At 70.7% G+C, this 16,369-nt stretch carries 11 protein-coding genes; 10 read left to right on the forward strand and 1 reads right to left on the reverse strand.

Annotation, left to right across the window (positions count from 1 at the left end):
- Positions 1–65 precede the first annotated feature (65 nt).
- The 4 genes from HEP73_RS00845 (at position 66) to HEP73_RS00860 (ending at position 7,113) form a co-directional block, all read left to right on the forward strand.
- On the forward strand, positions 66–1,535 hold the full coding sequence (locus tag HEP73_RS00845) for a DUF3375 domain-containing protein (RefSeq protein WP_185821765.1): 1,470 nt from the start codon (positions 66–68) through the stop codon (positions 1,533–1,535).
- Positions 1,522–2,226, forward strand: a complete 705-nt coding sequence (locus HEP73_RS00850) for a DUF4194 domain-containing protein (protein ID WP_185821766.1) — start codon at positions 1,522–1,524, stop codon at positions 2,224–2,226. The genes HEP73_RS00845 and HEP73_RS00850 overlap by 14 nt, the downstream gene beginning before the upstream one ends.
- Positions 2,227–2,308: 82 nt before the next feature.
- Positions 2,309–5,923: an ATP-binding protein gene (locus tag HEP73_RS00855; RefSeq protein WP_185821767.1), complete on the forward strand. Its 3,615-nt coding sequence runs from the start codon at positions 2,309–2,311 to the stop codon at positions 5,921–5,923.
- Positions 5,924–5,928: 5 nt separating this feature from the next.
- Positions 5,929–7,113 (forward strand): Wadjet anti-phage system protein JetD domain-containing protein, encoded by a 1,185-nt coding sequence (locus tag HEP73_RS00860; protein WP_255423618.1) that lies wholly within the window; start codon positions 5,929–5,931, stop codon positions 7,111–7,113.
- Positions 7,114–7,158: 45 nt separating this feature from the next.
- Here the strand turns inward: HEP73_RS00860 and HEP73_RS00865 are convergent, their stop codons facing one another.
- Complete coding sequence (locus HEP73_RS00865) at positions 7,159–7,932, reverse strand: sulfite exporter TauE/SafE family protein (RefSeq protein ID WP_185821768.1); 774 nt, start codon at positions 7,930–7,932, stop codon at positions 7,159–7,161.
- A gap of 100 nt (positions 7,933–8,032) precedes the next feature.
- On the opposite strand from HEP73_RS00865, the gene HEP73_RS00870 reads away from it, so the two are divergent.
- The 6 genes from HEP73_RS00870 (at position 8,033) to HEP73_RS00895 (ending at position 16,277) form a co-directional block, all read left to right on the forward strand.
- Entirely contained in the window at positions 8,033–8,425 is a 393-nt protein-coding gene (locus HEP73_RS00870) for a YchJ family metal-binding protein (RefSeq protein ID WP_185821769.1), read from the forward strand.
- A gap of 77 nt (positions 8,426–8,502) precedes the next feature.
- A complete protein-coding gene (locus tag HEP73_RS00875) occupies positions 8,503–10,218 on the forward strand; it encodes a GGDEF domain-containing protein (RefSeq protein WP_185821770.1) in 1,716 nt (571 codons plus the stop codon).
- A gap of 330 nt (positions 10,219–10,548) precedes the next feature.
- Positions 10,549–11,520: an IS110 family transposase gene (locus tag HEP73_RS00880; protein ID WP_185820548.1), complete on the forward strand. Its 972-nt coding sequence runs from the start codon at positions 10,549–10,551 to the stop codon at positions 11,518–11,520.
- A gap of 93 nt (positions 11,521–11,613) precedes the next feature.
- Positions 11,614–13,854: a lytic murein transglycosylase gene (locus HEP73_RS00885; RefSeq protein ID WP_255423823.1), complete on the forward strand. Its 2,241-nt coding sequence runs from the start codon at positions 11,614–11,616 to the stop codon at positions 13,852–13,854.
- A gap of 322 nt (positions 13,855–14,176) precedes the next feature.
- A complete protein-coding gene (locus HEP73_RS00890) occupies positions 14,177–14,779 on the forward strand; it encodes a DcrB/PsbP domain-containing protein (protein WP_185821771.1) in 603 nt (200 codons plus the stop codon).
- Positions 14,780–15,032: 253 nt separating this feature from the next.
- The gene (locus HEP73_RS00895) at positions 15,033–16,277 is read left to right on the forward strand and encodes a TCR/Tet family MFS transporter (RefSeq protein ID WP_185821772.1); all 1,245 of its coding nucleotides are present in this window, start codon (positions 15,033–15,035) and stop codon (positions 16,275–16,277) included.
- Positions 16,278–16,369 lie beyond the last annotated feature (92 nt).

Below are 16,369 nucleotides of genomic sequence, written 5' to 3' on the forward strand. Positions count from 1 at the left end.
CGCATGCGGTGCCGCGCTAGCCTTTCCGCCTGTTCGTCACACCCGTTGCGCCCGGCAGCATCGGCATGAAGCACCGCGCCCGCATCGCCCGCTACCGCGCCATGCGCGAGCAGCCGCTGTGGAAGCTGCTCGCCGCCGACCAGGCGCCGGAAGTGATCGGCCTGCTGCAGTCGCTGTTGCTGGACAGCGAACGCCGGCTGCCGGCGGCGGTGCTGCACGAACGCCTGCAGCGCATGCTCGACGAACTCAATGCCGACCAGCTCTCGCGCGAGTTGCCGCGCACCGCGCAAGCCTATGTCGCGCACTGGCTGGCGCAGGGCTGGCTGGAGCGGCGGCTGCCGGAAGGCGCGCAGCAGGAGGAATACGAACTCTCCACCCAGGCCACGCAGGCGATCCGTTTCGCCGACGGCCTGGAGCATGCGCGCGGCGCGGCCACCGAGAGCCGCCTGGCCTTGGTGATGCAGCAGCTGGCGCAGCTGGCGGCGCTGACCGAGACCAATCCGGACGCGCGGCTGTCGGCGCTGCGCGACGAGCGCGACCGCATCGACGCGGAGATCGCGCGGGTGTCCAAGGGCAAGGTGGCGGCGCTGGACGGCAAGCGCGCGCTGGAACGCGCGCGCCAGGTGATCGCGCTGGCCGACGAATTGACCGAGGATTTCCGCCGCGTCCGCGACGATTTCGAGCAGCTCAACCGCGATTTCCGCGAGCGCATCATCGACGACGAGGGCGAGCGCGGCGAGATCCTGGGCAAGCTGTTCGAAGGCGTGGACGTGATCGGCGACAGCGATGCCGGGCGCAGTTTCCAGGCGTTCTGGGCCTTGCTCAACGATGCCGAGCAGAGCGCGCAACTGGATGCGGCGCTGGAGACGGTGCTGGCGCGCGGCTTCGCGCGCAAGCTGGACCGGCGCGAACGCGGCTTCCTGCGCGGGCTGACCGGCACCATGCTCGAGCGCGGCGGCCAGGTGCACGACGTGATGCAGCATTTCGCGCGCAGCCTGCGCGGTTTCGTGCAGAGCCGCGGCTATCTGGAGCAGCGCCGACTCAACCAGTTGCTCAAGCAGGCGCAGGCCGAGGCCTTGGCGTTGCGCGACCACATTCCCGCGCAGCGCGGCATCGGCCGCGATCTCAACCTGACCACCAGCCGCCTGCGCTCGCTGGCGCAGTGGCGCCTGCACGACCCGCGCCAGCAGCAGGTCGAGGGCGGCATCCAGCGCAACGAGGCGGCGGCGATTTCGCTGGACAGCGTCGGCGACCTGGTGGCGCAGTCGGAAATCGACTTCCGCAGCCTGCGCCGCGACCTGTTCGACCTGCTCGCCGAGCAGCCGCAACTGTCCATCGCCCAGGTGCTGACGCAGCGTGAGGCCAGCCAGGGCCTGGGCAGCGTGATCGGCTATCTGTCGCTGGGTACCCGCCATGGCGTGGTCGCCGCCGGGCAGCACGAGATCGCGCAATGGCGCGGCGGCGACGGCCAGTGGCGCCGCGCGCGCATTCCGTTGGTGTGGTTCACCCAGGAGAAACGCCATGAACTGGCATGAGCACGAAGTGGATGCCGAGCAGGAACGCCTGCCGGACGCGGCCGACAGCGCGGCCCCCGACGCCGGCACCGGCCTGTTCCCCGGCGACAGCGGGCGCCTGCCGGTGGAGGCGCGGCGCGCGCTGTGCCAGCTGCTCAGCGGCCCCAGCGTGGACGCGCAGCGCCACAGCAAGCTGTGGCCGGCGCTGCTGCGCAGCGAGGCGGCGATCCGCAGCGCCCTGGCCGAGCTGTTCCTGGAGCTGGTGCTGGACCGCGAGGCCGGCATCGCCTTCACCCGCCAGGCCGACACCGGCGAACTGGAAGCGCCGGTGCTGCTGCGCTCCTCGCCGCTGACCTTCATCGATTCGGTGCTGCTGCTGTACCTGCGCCAGCAACTGGCCGAAGCCGATGCGCGCGGACTGCGCGCGGTGGTGGAGGACGCGCAGCTGGGCGAGGCGCTGGCGGTGTACGAGAAGAACCTGTCCACCGACCGCGCCGGCTTCCTGCGCCGGGTCGGCAATGCCGTGCAGAAGATGAAGGACAACCACATCCTGACCCGCCTGCGCGGCGAGGACGAACGCTACGAAGTCTCGCCGGCGCTGAAGCTGCTGTTCTCGGCCGAGGACGTCGCCGCGCTGGCGCAGGTGTACCGGCAGCTGCGCGAAGGCCCGGGCAGCGGCGAGGACGACGCCGAAGCTGCGCAGGACGCCTAGGGCGCGCTTTCGCCGGCGCGAACTGCCGCGAAAGCGCCCGCGCCGGCTTGGTTCCGCGCGTCCCCGTCCCTAGACTGTGCGGATGAAATCCTCCGCTTCCACGCCTGGCCTGTTCGCCGGCGATCTGCCCGATCCGCGCCTCCAGCAGTTCCGCATGCGCCGCCTGCAGGTGCACAACTGGGGCACGTTTTCCGGCCTGACCGAGATCCCGATCGCCGCGCGCGGCTTCCTGTTCGTCGGCCGCTCCGGCTCGGGCAAGTCCACCCTGCTCGATGCGATGTCGGCGTTGCTGACGCCGCCGAGCATCGTCGATTTCAACGCCGCCGCGCGCGAAGCCGAGCGCAGTGGCCGCGACCGCAACCTGGTGTCCTACGTGCGCGGCGCCTGGGCCGACCAGCAGGACAGCGAATCCGGCGAGATCGCCACCCAGTACCTGCGCAAGGGCGCGACCTGGACCGCGCTGGTGCTGGAATACCGCAACGGCGAGGACCGCGTGGTCAGCCTGGTGCGGCTGTTCTGGATCGCCGGCAACGGCACCGCCGCGGCCGACGTGCGCAAGCACTACATGGTGGCCGAGCGCGCGTTCGATATCGCCAGCGACCTGGACGGTTTCGACCTGGACCTGCGCAAGCTCAAGCAGCGCCTGCACGACGTGCACCATTTCGACAGCTTCGCCGGCTATGCCGAACGCTTCCGCCACCAGCTCGGCATCGGCAACGAGATGGCGCTGCGGCTGCTGCACAAGACCCAGTCGGCGAAGAACCTCGGCGATCTCAACGCGTTCCTGCGCGGCTTCATGCTCGAGGAGCCGAAGACCTTCGACGCCGCCGAGCGCCTGGTCGGCGACTTCGCCGAGCTCGACGGCGCGCATCAGGCGGTGGTGACCGCGCGCCGCCAGGTCGAGACCCTGCTGCCGGCGCGCGGGCACCACGCCGAGCTGATGGCGGTGCGCCGCCAGCGCAGCGAACTGGACGAACTCAAGCTCGGCATCGACAGCTACCGCGAGCAGCGCCGGCTGGCGTTGCTGGATGCGCGGCTGCAGGAACTGGACACGCAGGACCGCGGCCTGGCCGGCGAGGAAGGGCAACGCCGCGCCGTGCTGGAGAACCACCAGCGGCGCCTGGACGACCTGGAAGCGCAGCGCCGCGCGCAGGGCGGCGAGCGCATCGACGCGCTGGAACGCGAGCGCGGCCAGCAGGAAACCGAGCGCGACCGCCGCGCCGCCAAGCGCAGCCAGGCCGAGCAGGCCTGCCGCCAGTTGGAGCAGGTGCTGGCCGGCAGCGCGCATGGCTTCGCCGAACAGGCCGCACAGGCGCGCGCGGCGCTGGAGGACGGCACGCGCGCGGCCGCCGAACTCGATGAGGCGATCGGCCAGCGCATCGCCGGCAAGGCCGAGGACGCCAAGCGTTTTGCCGAAGTGCGCGCCGAGATCGACGCGCTCAAGCGCAACCCGTCCAATATCCCGGCGCCGATGCAGGCGCTGCGCGCGCGCCTGAGCGCCGACACCGGCGTGCCCGAGGCCGCCTTGCCGTTCGTCGGCGAACTGCTGCAGGTGCGCAGCGAGGACGCCGACTGGCGCGGCGCCATCGAGCGCGTGCTGCACGGCTTCGCGCAATCGCTGCTGGTGGACGAGCGCCATTACGCCGACGTGGCCGACTGGGTCAACCGCACCCATCTGGGCATCCGCCTGGTCTATTACCGGGTGCGCGACAACGAACACGCGCTGCCTGCGCGGGCGCCGGCCGCCGGCTCGCTGCTGCACAAGCTGGAACTGCGCGAGCACGCCTTCGCCGGCTGGCTGCGCCGCGAACTGGGCAAGCGCTTCGACTACGACTGCGTGGACAGCGCCAAGGCGTTGCGCCATGCCGAGCGCGCGATCACCCGCGAAGGCCAGGTCAAGCATCCAGGAGAGCGCTACGAGAAGGACGACCGCCACGCGGTGAACGATCGCCGGCGCTGGCTGTTGGGCTTCGACAACCGCGACAAGCTGGCCTTGTTCGAAGAGGAAGGCCTGGCGCTGGCGCAGCGCATCGCCGCCTGCGATGCCGACGTGGCCGCGCTGCGCGCGCGCCGCGAACGCGATGGCGCGCGGCGCCTGGCCCAGCACACCCTGGCCAACCTGGTTTGGGACGAGATCGACGTGGCCGCGCCGCTGCAGCGCCTGGACGACATCGCCACGGCGCTGCGCCAGTTGCGCGAGGGCGACGCCAACCTGCGCGCGCTGGGCGAGGCGATCGACCATGCGCGCGCGGACATCAAGCAGGCCGAGCGCACCTTCGAGGGCGTGCGGACGGAGCGGATCGCGCTCGGCGTCGAGCGGACACGATTGGAGAAGCAACGGCTGTCCTGCGCCGACGCGGACGCGCGCGTGGTCACGCCGCTGCAGCGGCAGGGACTGGACGAACGCCTCGCTGGCCTGGGCGTGCTCAGCCTGGACAATCTCGAGGCGCATTTCCGCCAGATCGGCAATGCCCTCGTCGAGCAAACCAGCGCCAGCGATAAGGAACACAACCGCCTGGAGCAACTGCTGCTCGGCTGCTTCCGCCGTTACTGCCAGCAGTGGCCCGAAGACAGCGGCGATTTCACCGTCGGCCTGGGCAGCGCCGAGGATTTCCTCGCGCGCCTGCAGCGCCTGGAACGCGACGGCCTGCCGCAGCACGAGGCGCGCTTCTTCGACCTGCTGCAGAGCCAGAGCAAGAACAACCTGCTGGCCTTGCAGCGGCATACCGCCGAGGCGCGCAAGTCGATCGCCCAGCGCCTGGACGAGGTCAACGCCAGCCTGGAGCAGGTGCCGTTCAACCGCGGCACCTTGCTGACCATCGAGTTGGGCGACCGCCGCCTGCCGGAGGTGATCGAGTTCCACCAGCGCCTGCGCGACGTGCTCGGCCACCACCAGACCGAGCAGCGCGAACTGGCCGAACAACAGTTCGCGGTGTTGCGCGAACTGGTGCGCCGGCTCGGCTCGCAGGACGGCGAGGACAAGCGCTGGCGCGAGCTGGTGCTGGACGTGCGCCTGCACGTGGAATTCGTCGGCGTCGAGCTGGATGCCGCCACCCGCCAGCAGGTGGAGATCTACCGCAGCGGCGCCGGCAAGTCCGGCGGCCAGCGGCAGAAGCTGGCCACCACCTGCCTGGCGGCAGCGTTGCGCTATCAGCTCGGCGGCGAGGACGGCGAACTGCCGCGTTACTGCGCGGTGGTGCTGGACGAAGCCTTCGACAAGGCCGACAACGAGTTCACCGCGCTGGCGATGAACATCTTCGAGAACTTCGGTTTCCAGATGGTGGTGGCCACGCCGCTGAAATCGGTGATGACCCTGGAGCCGTTCATCGGCGGCGCCTGTTTCGTCGAGATCAGCGGCCGCCACGACTCGGGCGTACTGCTGATCGAATACGACGAGCAGGCGCGCCGGCTCAAGCTGCCAGAGCGCACGCGTGGCGCGAATGCGGCGGACGCCACCGCGGCCGCGCCGGACGAACAGGAAGCGCCGGAGGCGGAGCAGGCGCAGCCGGCGCCGCAGCGTCTGCGCGCTGGCGCCGTGGCGGTGGTGCGCAGCGCTGTGGCTGACCCTGCGCTTTCAGATGCTGCCGCCGCCACGGCAGCCACGCCGCAGCGCACGCCGCCCAAGTCCAAGCCGACGTCCAAGTCCAAGCCGACGTCCAAACCCAAACCCAAACCCAAATCCAAGCCGAAGGCCTGACGTGGATGGCGCGCGCTAACGCGATGCTGCTGCCCGACGCCGCGCTGGCCGCGCTGCGCGGGCAATGGCGGCTGCACCGCGGCGCCTGGCTGCTGGGCGAGGCCGTGCCGCAACCGGTCGCGCTGCGCATGCCGACCCAGGCCCAGGCCAGCGCCGGATTCGATGCGTTTGGCGCCTGGCTGCGCGCCTGGCGCACCACGCCGTTGCCGGGGCACGTGGAATGGCGCGATGTGAAATGGCCGCAGCTCGGCCCGCAATGTCTGCCGCAGGCCTGGCAGCCGAACGCCGACGAGGCCGCGCTGGCGCTTGGCGAACACGCGCGCTGGCAGCGCGCACGCCAGCGCTGCGCGGCGCTGGTCGCGCGCTGGCCGCAGGCACTGGGGTTTGCCGCGCGGCTGCGCCGGCAGTTCGACCTGCTTGCCGATGCGCCGGAAGCGGACTTCGTGCGCCTGCTCGCGGTCGTCGAGTGGCTGCACGCGCATCGCGACAGCGGCCTGTTCCTGCGCCAGTTGCCGATCGCCGGCATCGACAGCAAATGGATCGAGCCGCGCCGCGGCATCATCGCCGACTGGCTGGCCGGGCTGCGCGGCATCGCCGAACCGCGCAGCTTCGACAGCCTGTCCGGACTGCGCCACGCGCCCGACCGGGTCCGCCTGCGCCTGCTCGATCCGGACCTGCGCGCGCGGCTCGGCGGACTGGACGACATCCAGGCGCCGATCGCGCAGGTCGCCGCGCTGCAGCTGCCGGTGCGGCAGGTGCTGATCGTGGAGAACCGCGAGACCGGCCTGGCCTGCGAGGACCTGCCCGGCACGCTGCTGCTGATGGCGCGCGGTTACGCGGTGTCCTATGTCGAGCAGATGCCGTGGCTGCAGCAGTGCCCCCTGTACTACTGGGGCGATATCGATACCCATGGCCTGGCCATCCTGGACCGGCTACGCCGACATGCGCGGCATGTCGTCTCGGTGCTGATGGACGAACCGACCCTGCATGCGACGCCGCGCGAGCTCTGGGGCCACGAACCCGCGCCGCATCCCGCCGAGGCTGGAGAACTCGTTGCGCTCACGGATGCCGAGCGCGGCTTCTACGCACGGCTGCGCGGCGGCGAGTTCGGCCCTGCCCCGCGCCTGGAGCAGGAGCGCATCGCCTGGAACTACGCGTGGCCGCGCCTGCGCGCCGCAATGGCCGGCTAGCGCGACGACCCATCTGCGATCGCGTCGATACGGCCGCGACGCGCCTCAGCGCAGCAGATCCCAGCCCATCTTGCCGATCAGCACCACCACCAGCACCAGGAACAGCTGCCGGATCAACGGCGTGCCGCCGCGCAGCGCCAGCCGCGTGCCGGCCACCGCGCCGGCGATGTTGGCCACGGCCATCGGCACCGCCATTGCCAGCAGCACCTGGCCGCTGGGCACGAAGAAGCACAGCGCGGCCAGGTTGGTGGCCAGGTTCACCACCTTGGAGGCGGCCGAAGCGCGCAGGAAGTCCAGGCCGAAGAAGCGGATGAACAGGAAGATCAAGAAGCTGCCGGTACCCGGCCCGAAGAAGCCGTCGTAGAAACCGATCGCCGCACCCATCGCCAGCGCGATGGCCAGCTCGCGGCGGCCGATCTGGCGCGGCCGGTGCAGCGCGCCGAAGTCCTTCTTGATCAGCGTATAGACCAGCATCGCGATCAGCAGCGCCAGGATCAGCGGCCGCACCGCCTGTTTCGGCAGCAGGCTGACCGCGGTGGCGCCGAGGAAGGAGAACGCGAACGCGGCCGCGGTGGCGTATAGCACCGGCCGCCACGGGAAGCGCACGTTGCGCGCATAGCGCCAGGCCGACGCGCCGGTGCCGGCCATCGCGCTGAATTTGTTGGTGCCCAGCAGCACCGCCGGCGCCTGCTGCGGCAGGGTCGCGAACAGCCCCGGCAACTGGATCAGGCCGCCGCCGCCCACCGCCGCATCCACCAGCCCGGCGACGAAGGCGATGCACAACAGCCACGGCAGCTCGGTCGGGATCAGTTCCAGCAAGGCGGCGCTCCGTGCGATGGGGGGCGCAAGCATAGCCGGGGGCCGCCGCGCACGGCAGCGCAGGCGTGCGCCGCGCCGTCACAGCCGGCACAATCGGCGCATGTCTCCGTCCGCCCCGCGCCTTGCCGACCCCTGTCCCTGCGGCCGCCCGCGCGATTACGCGCAGTGCTGCGGGCTCTACCACGCCGGCGCCGCCGTGCCCGACGCGGAAACGCTGATGCGTTCGCGCTACAGCGCCTACGTGCGCCGCGACGCCGACTATCTGCGCGCCAGCTGGCACCCGTCCACGCGCCCGGCGGAACTGGAGTTGGATACGCACACCACCTGGCTCGGCCTGACCGTGCAGCGGGTCGTCGCCAGCGGCGCCGACCGCGCCGAGGTCGCGTTCCTGGCGCGCTACCGCATCGGCGGCGGCAGCGCCGTGCGCATGACCGAGCACAGCCGTTTCGTGCGCGAGGACGGCCGTTGGTATTACCTGGACGCGCTGGACTGACCCATGGCCGGGCGCGGCATCAGGTTTGCGCGTGGCTGGCCGATGATGTTGCAGTGTCCGCCGTTCCTGCAGCCGTGATGTCTTTCCTGTGTACCGCGCTCTTCGCCCGGTTGCGCCGCTGGCGCAGCCATGGCCGCGCGTTGCTGTGCTGCTGCCTGTTGCTCGCCTGCCACGGCGCCGTGGCGGCTTCCGCGCCCATGCCGGCGCTGGAAGGCGCCTGGCGCCCGGTCGCCGCCGCCGACCGCGGAGTGCCGCCGTCGCGCGCCGATCCCGCGCTGCAGCGTTTCGACCCGAACCGGATGACCCAACTGCACGGCGGCGATGCCGGCGCCTGGGTGCTGCTGTGGCCGGCGCAGGGGCCGTGGCCGCCGGCGCCGTGGGTGCTGGAAGTGCCCAGTCCTGCGTTGCAGCGGGTCACCCTGCTGGCGCCGGTCGCCGGCGCGGCGCCGCAGCAGCGCGGGTTGATGCGCGACGACCCGCAGGCGCTGCCCGGCAACGGCCGGCTCGGCTTCCGCATCGACGCCGCGCCGGCCGCCGGACAACCGCTGCGGCTGTGGGTGGACCAGCACGGGGTCATGGCCGCGTCGCTGCGCTTCCATTTGCGCAGCGAGTCCGACTACCTGCGCCAGGACAGCCGCTGGCTGGTGGTCGCCAGCCTGAGCTTCGCGATCATGCTGAGCATGGCGGCGATGGCGCTGGTGTTCGCCTGGCGCCTGCGCGAGGCGACGTTCCTGTATTACGCCGTCTACGTGCTCAGCTATGGCCTGGTGATGGCGCTGGAAACCGGCTATGTGGTGCATCCGCTGGGGCTGGAGGCGATCGGCCAGGCCGCACGGTTCTGGGGGCGCCTGGGCGTCACCACGTCGATCGTGGCCGCGGTGCTGTTCCTGGAACGCTTCGCCGACCTGGCGCAGTACCTGCCGCGCGCGCGGCGCTGGTTGCGCGGCTATGCGCTGCTGGTCGCGTTGATCGGGTTGCCGGCGCTGCTGCCGCTGCCGTGGCTGGACGCGCTCGGCCGGGCGCTGGTCAACCCGCTGCTGATCCTCGGCGGGCCGCTGCTGATCGGCATCGCCGTGGCGGCGGCGTGGCGCGGCTCGCGCTATGCCGGGCTGTTCCTGCTCGGCTGGACGCCGCTGCTGCTGGTCACCGCGCTCAGCAGCCTGCAGGGCTTCGGCATGGCGGCGCACTGGACGTGGAGCGAAGAGGCGGCACTGGCCGCCGGCGCGTTCGAGGCGCTGGTGCTGTCGCTGGGCCTGGCCGAGCGCAGCACCTCGCTGCGCCGCGACCGCGACCAGGCGCGGCAGCTGGCCGACCTGGATCCGCTGACCGGGCTGCTCAACCGCCGCGCCTGGCACGAGCGCCTGACCGCGCTGAAGCAGGTCGCCCGGCGCCGGCGGCGACCGTTGGCGCTGATGTTCCTGGACGTGGACCACTTCAAGCGGCTCAACGACCGCTACGGCCACCGCGCCGGCGACGACGGCCTGCGCGCGCTGGCCCAGGCGCTGCGCGAGGAACTGCGCGGCGAGGACCTGATCGGCCGCTATGGCGGCGAGGAATTCGTGATCGCGCTGCCCGGCATCGACGCGGCGCAGGCCACGCCGATCGCCGAACGCATCCGCGAACGCTTCCGCGCGCAAGCCGCGCTGGCCTTTCCCGAGCTGCAGCCGACAGTGAGCATCGGCGTGGTCCAGCTGCGCCCCGGCGACGACGCCAACGGCCTGGTGCAGCGCGCCGACGAGGCGCTGTACGCGGCCAAGAGCGGTGGCCGCAACCGCGTGGTCGCCGTGCATTGACGGCGCAACAGCCCACCAGCACCCCTGTAGGAGCGGCTTCAGCCGCGACAGGATCTATCGGTAAAGCCCGTCGCGGCTGAAGCCGCTCCTTGTATCTGGACATAGCGCTCCTATGGCGTTATGTCTTCCGACTGATCATCGGAGGAGGTGCGGGAAGTCCAGTCGCTCCTGAAGCTTCGAGCTTGTGCTGTAGATCGGCTCGCGCCCTCCACATGCTGGCCCATCGGTGTCCGAACGGTATCCAGAGTCCGCCCTTGGCGTGAACTCGCATCCACAAGGCAGGACCGGGCGCAGCGATGATCGTCTTCACCCTACGATGGAGGATTCTTCATGCCCCTAGTCGTCGGTATCGACGTCGCCAAATGCAGTTTCGACCTGGCCATCGAACTGGCCAACGGCAAGCACCGCACCAAGGCCAAGCTCCCCAACGAGCAGAAGGGCTTTCAGGCACTGCAGACATGGCTACAGACCCATGCGCAGGCCGATAGCTGGATCGTGATGGAGGCCACCGGCGTTTACCATGAGGCCCTGGCGGAGTTCGTGTATGCGCTGGGCTACCGCGTCTGTGTCCTCAACCCAGCGCAAACGGCGCTGTATGCGCGCAGCCAGCTGACCCGGGTCAAGACCGACCGCAGCGATGCCAAGCTGATCGCCAGCTACGGCGCACGCCACCAAGAGCAGCTACGGCCCTGGCAGCCCGATCCGCCGGCACTCAAGCAGCTCAAGGCGCTGGTACGCCGTCGCGGCGATCTGCAGCAGATGCTGCAGATGGAGCGCAACCGTCTGGACGTGGCCGGGTCCGCCGTGCAGGACTCCTTGCACACGCATATTGCCGATCTGCAGGTCCGCATTGCCGAGATCGAACGGGCGATCGAGGACCATATCGACCAGGATCCGACCTTGCGCGGACAGCGCGAACTGCTGGTGAGCATCGACGGCATTGCCGACACCAGCGCGGCATTGATGCTGGCCGAGCTGGGCGATGTGGCCCGCTTCGCCGATGCCGCGGCGGTGACGGCGTTTGCGGGCCTGAACCCGCGACTGCAGGAGTCGGGCAAGCGCCAGGGCCAGGTCTGCATCTCCCGCACCGGCTCACCTCGCCTGCGTGCCGGACTCTACATGCCCGCGCTGGTCGCCATGACCCACAATCCGATTGTCCGGGCGCTCAAGCAACGCCTGCGCGAGCGCGGCAAAGCCAACAAGCAGATCATCTGCGCCGCCATGCGCAAGCTGCTGCATATCGCCTACGGCGTCCTCAAATCACGGACGCACTTCGATCCTGAAAAGGCTCTTGCCTGTTAGCAGGGAAGACGGTATCTACAAAAGCGCGCGTGAGCAGCCATTCCCCACCGTTGTTTATGATGTCCGGCCTGCTGTTGGCGAGGAATTCCGATGATGCGTTTCGCCTGGGCCCTGCTGCTGGCCGCGCCCTGCGCCGCCGCGCAGACCCTGCCCGCGCCGCCCGTGGCGCCGGACCCCGCCTTCGTCGGTTGCCTGTCCACGCTGCGCACCGCCGCCGCCAAGACTGGCGTGGCCGCCACCGCGTTCGACCGCTTCACCGCCGGCGTGCAGCCGGACATGAGCGTGCTGCCGTTGCTCGACGCGCAGCCCGAATTCACCACGCCGATCTGGGATTACCTGGCCGGGCTGGTGGACACCCAGCGCGTCGCCGACGGCCGCGCGATGCTGACCACGCACCGCGACCTGATCGCGCGGGTGGCGCAGCAGTACGGCGTGGACGCGCAGACCGTGGTCGCGGTATGGGGCGTGGAGAGCGACTACGGCCGTGTTTCCGGCAAGCGGCCGCTGCTGGTGTCGCTGTTGACCCTGTCGTGCAACGGCCGCCGCCAGCCGTTCTTCCGCGGCGAACTGTTCGCGCTGCTGAAGCTGCTGCAGGCCGGCGACCTGCAGCCCGACGGCCTGAGCGGTTCCTGGGCCGGCGCGTTCGGGCACACCCAGTTCATGCCCAGCACCTATGCGCGCGTCGCCGTCGACGGCGATGGCGACGGCCGCCGCGACCTGGTCGCCAGCATTCCCGATGCGCTGGCCTCCACCGCCAACTACCTGAAGCTGGCCGGCTGGCAGAGCGGGCAGCCGTGGGGCATGGAGGTCAAATTGCCGGCCGGGTTCGACCCGGCCCTGGCCGGGCGCACCCAGCGCCGGCCGCTGTCCGACTGGCGCACGCGCGGCGTGACCGCCATCGACGGCAGCGCGCTCGAGTTGCCCACGCTGGCGCCGCAGACGCCGGCCGCGGTGCTGATCCCGGCCGGCACGAAGGGCCCGGCGTTTCTGGTGTTCCGCAATTACGACGCGATCTACGCCTACAACGCCGCTGAAAGCTATGCACTGGCGATCGCGCTGCTGTCCGATCAGTTGCGCGGCAAGCCCGGCCTGGTCACCGCCTGGCCCACCGACGATCCCGGCCTGGGCCGTCCGGAGCGGCGCGAACTGCAGACCTTGCTGCTGGCGCGCGGCCACGACATCGGCCAGGCCGACGGCATGATTGGCAGCGCCAGCCGCCGCGCGATCCAGGCCGAGCAGCTGCGCCTGGGCCTGCAGCCGGCCGACGGCCGCGCCGGGCAACGCATCCTCGACGCGCTGCGTCGTGAGGCGCCCGGCGCACCCGCCACTGCGCCTGCCGCACCGACCACGCCAACGCCAGCACCCGCGCCATCCAGGCCGTTCGGCGGCAAGCCCGCGACTGCCTTCCGCATGCCGGCGCGTTACCCGGCCTTCGTCCAATCCCCCGCGCCACGGAGCATCACCCCCATGTCCGAGATCCCCGGCCTGAGCACAGGCGATTTCCACGGCTACCCCTCGCTGCTGGTGGAGACCCCGCACTCCACCGCCGCGATCAGCCTGTTCGGCGGCCAGCTGCTGTCGTTCGTGCCCAAGGGCGGCACCGAAGTGATGTGGTTGTCGCCGAGCGCGCAGCCCACGCCCACCCCGATCCGCGGCGGCACCCCGGTGTGCTGGCCGTACTTCGGCCGCCAGGACCAGAGCGCCGACGTGCCGGCGCACGGCTTCGTGCGCACCGTGCCGTGGCAACTGCAGGACGCGCGCCGCGAGGCCGACGGCAGCATGCTGCTGACCCTGGCGCCGCCGGACTTCGACGACCTGCCGCTGCGCCTGCGCATGCAGCTGCGCATCGGCGCGACCCTGGAGCAGCGCCTGATCACCGACAACGTCGGCCGCGAACCGGCACGCTTCACCCAGGCGCTGCACAACTACTTCCATGTCGCCGACGCCACCGAGGTGCGGGTGCAGGGCCTGGATGGACTCGACTACCTCGACAAGTTCGAAAACTACGCCACGCCGCACCGCCAGCAAGGCGACTGGAGCCTGCAGGACCCGCGCGATCCGGGCCGCAGCGACCGCATCTACACCGGCGCCGGCGGCCGCTACACGCTGCTCGACCCGGGCCTGCAGCGCCGCATCGAGATCGCCACCGCCGGCAGCCGCACCCTGGTGGCCTGGAACCCGGGCGAAGCCGGCGCGCAGAAGATGGCCGACGTCGGCGCCCACTGGCGCCAGTTCGTGTGCCTGGAAGCGGCCAACGCCGGCCCCGAGGTGATCGAGCTGGCCGCGGGCGCGCAGCACGTGTTGCAGCAGACCATCGCGGTCGCGCCGCTGTAACGGCGCGCACTTGCGCAGGCGTTCGCGCCGGATAGGCCGTGGCGGCGGGGCGGCCTCGCGCCCCAAGCCGCAACGGCGTGAGCGACCTGCACCAGGCGGATCGACCGGCGTCAGGCCCGCGCGATCCCTGTGGGAGGGACGTCAGTCCCGACGCGCGCTACCGACGCGATGTCGGGACCGAACCTCGCCGCCGCGCTCGCACCTGCGCAGATGCCGGCGGACGCGGTGTTCACTGGCGGCGACGACGGTGTGACTCCAGTCGACACATCGACGCGACGTACTGACGCGATCAATGAAACCAACCCAAGGAACGCACACCCGCATGGCTTCCACATTCCTCAGATCTGCCTTCCTGGCGCTGGCCATTGCCGGATCGCCACTGTGCGCAAGTGCATCGGTGCGAACGGCGGCCGACAGTCCGGGCAACGCGACGCAGCAGGAACATGCGTCGCTGCTGAACGGAAAAATCAAGTTTGACGTGCCGCCCGGTTTCGTCGGCATGGCGCTGCCCCCCGAGCCACCCCAGAACGGGGCTGCGGGCGTCACCGCCATGGCCTACTCAAACCGTGCGCAGCAACAGATGATCCTCGCCAGCGAGGAGGAACCGATGCCAGACGGTGTGCGCGTCCAGGACAACGACGCAACGTTCCTGGATGGTGTCGTGGCCAGCTTCATGGAACAGCAGCAGGCAAGGTGGCAGCAGTATCGACGGTTGGGTGAAACATCCATCGCCATCGAGGGCTTGGGCCTGCGCCGAGTGGACGCGATCGCCAGTTTCGATGGCATTCCCATGCGCGTGACCATGCTGTTCGCGGGCTCGGGCACTGCCTTGGCGCTCATCCGCATCACCTCGAAAGCCGACGATGCCGACGGCCACGACACCCTGGTGTCCACTGTGCTGGATGGGATTCGGGCCGGGCGCTGACGCGACAGCCGGTGTGCGGCCGATTTCCGGATCAAGCCGACGCCGCTGGCCATCGATGCCGGGATGACGAAACCGCTCCTGCGCGCGGGAATGACCACGGCGTATCGCCTGGCGTAGCGCGCCCTGGGCCATGACCCCGCCCAGGGCGCTGGTGGCGGACCGCCAACCGCTCCCCTATCGCCCCTCCACCCCGCCGCCCGCCCGAAACCCCACGCCTGCCGCTTACACTGCCGCCTCCATCGGGAGACCTGCCGTGCATTCCTCGCCCCCTGCCGCGCGCACGCGCCGCGCTGCCCTGGTCTTCATCTTCATCACCCTGCTGATCGACGTGCTGGCCTTCGGCGTCATCATTCCGGTGTTGCCGGGGCTGGTGCGCGGCTTCACTGGCGGCGATTTCGCTGCCGCGGCGAAGTGGGTCGGCTGGTTCGGCTTCCTGTTCGCCGCGCTGCAGTTCGTCAGCTCGCCGCTGCAGGGCGCGCTGTCCGACCGCTACGGCCGGCGCCCGGTGATCCTGGCCTCGTGCCTGGGACTGGGCGTGGATTTCGTGGTGATGGCGCTGGCGCAGAGCCTGCCGTTGTTGCTGCTGGCGCGGGTGGTGTCGGGCGTGTTCTCGGCCAGCTTCACCACCGCCAACGCCTACATCGCCGACATCACCACGCCGGACAAGCGCGCGCAGGCCTACGGCATGATCGGCGCCGCGTTCGGACTCGGCTTCGTGATCGGGCCGCTGCTCGGCGGCTGGCTCGGCAGCTACCACCTGCGCGCGCCGTTCTGGTTCGCCGCGGCGTTGGCGCTGCTCAATTTCCTGTACGGCCTGTGGGTGCTGCCCGAATCGCTGGCGCCGGAGCGGCGCACCCCGCGCCTGGACTGGAAGCACGCCAATCCATTCGGCGCGCTGCGGCTGCTGCGCAGCTATCCGCAGGTGTTCGCGCTGGCCGCGGTGATCTTCCTGGCCAACCTGGCGCACTACGTGTATCCGAGCATCTTCGTGCTGTTCGCCGAGTACCAGTACCAGTGGGGACCGAAGCAGGTCAGCTGGGTGTTGGCGCTGGTCGGGGTGTGCAGCATCGTGGTCAACGCCTTGTTGGTCGCGCGCGTGGTGCGCCGCCTGGGCGAACGCGGGGCGCTGCTATTCGGATTGGGCTGTGGCGTGGCCGGTTTCGCCATCTACAGCGTCGCCGGCAGCGGCGCGATGTTCCTGCTCGGGGTGCCGGTCAGCGCGCTGTGGGCGGTGGCGTCGCCGTCCGCGCAGGCCATCGTCACCCGCCACGTCGGCGCCGATGCGCAAGGCCGCGTGCAGGGCGCGCTGATGAGCCTGGTGAGCCTGGCCGGGATCGTCGGGCCGCTGCTGTACACCTGGGTGTTCGCGTTGTTCATCGGCAAGCACGCACCGGCACATCTGCCCGGCGCGCCGTGGCTGCTGGCCGCGCTGTTGCTGGCCGCCGGCTGGGTCGTGGCCTGGCGCCGTGCGCGCGTGCCCGCCAGCGTCACCGCTTAGCACGCCGAACCGCACTGCGGCGGACCGTTGCGCGCATGGCCGGCGTGGTGCCGCTGGCGGTGGATGAATCGCTCAGCTTTGAGCCGGCGCGG

The sequence above is a fragment of the Xanthomonas sp. GW genome (assembly GCF_014236815.1).
Lineage (GTDB): Bacteria > Pseudomonadota > Gammaproteobacteria > Xanthomonadales > Xanthomonadaceae > Xanthomonas_A.

Coding starts and splice junctions, on each gene's coding strand:
- HEP73_RS00850 (WP_185821766.1), top strand. CDS start 1,522: ATGAACTGGCATGAGCACGAAGTGGATGCCGAGCAGGAACGCCTGCCG.
- HEP73_RS00860 (WP_255423618.1), top strand. CDS start 5,929: ATGGCGCGCGCTAACGCGATGCTGCTGCCCGACGCCGCGCTGGCCGCG.
- HEP73_RS00855 (WP_185821767.1), top strand. CDS start 2,309: ATGAAATCCTCCGCTTCCACGCCTGGCCTGTTCGCCGGCGATCTGCCC.
- HEP73_RS00890 (WP_185821771.1), top strand. CDS start 14,177: ATGGCTTCCACATTCCTCAGATCTGCCTTCCTGGCGCTGGCCATTGCC.
- HEP73_RS00885 (WP_255423823.1), top strand. CDS start 11,614: ATGCGTTTCGCCTGGGCCCTGCTGCTGGCCGCGCCCTGCGCCGCCGCG.
- HEP73_RS00870 (WP_185821769.1), top strand. CDS start 8,033: ATGTCTCCGTCCGCCCCGCGCCTTGCCGACCCCTGTCCCTGCGGCCGC.
- HEP73_RS00845 (WP_185821765.1), top strand. CDS start 66: ATGAAGCACCGCGCCCGCATCGCCCGCTACCGCGCCATGCGCGAGCAG.
- HEP73_RS00875 (WP_185821770.1), top strand. CDS start 8,503: ATGTCTTTCCTGTGTACCGCGCTCTTCGCCCGGTTGCGCCGCTGGCGC.
- HEP73_RS00880 (WP_185820548.1), top strand. CDS start 10,549: ATGCCCCTAGTCGTCGGTATCGACGTCGCCAAATGCAGTTTCGACCTG.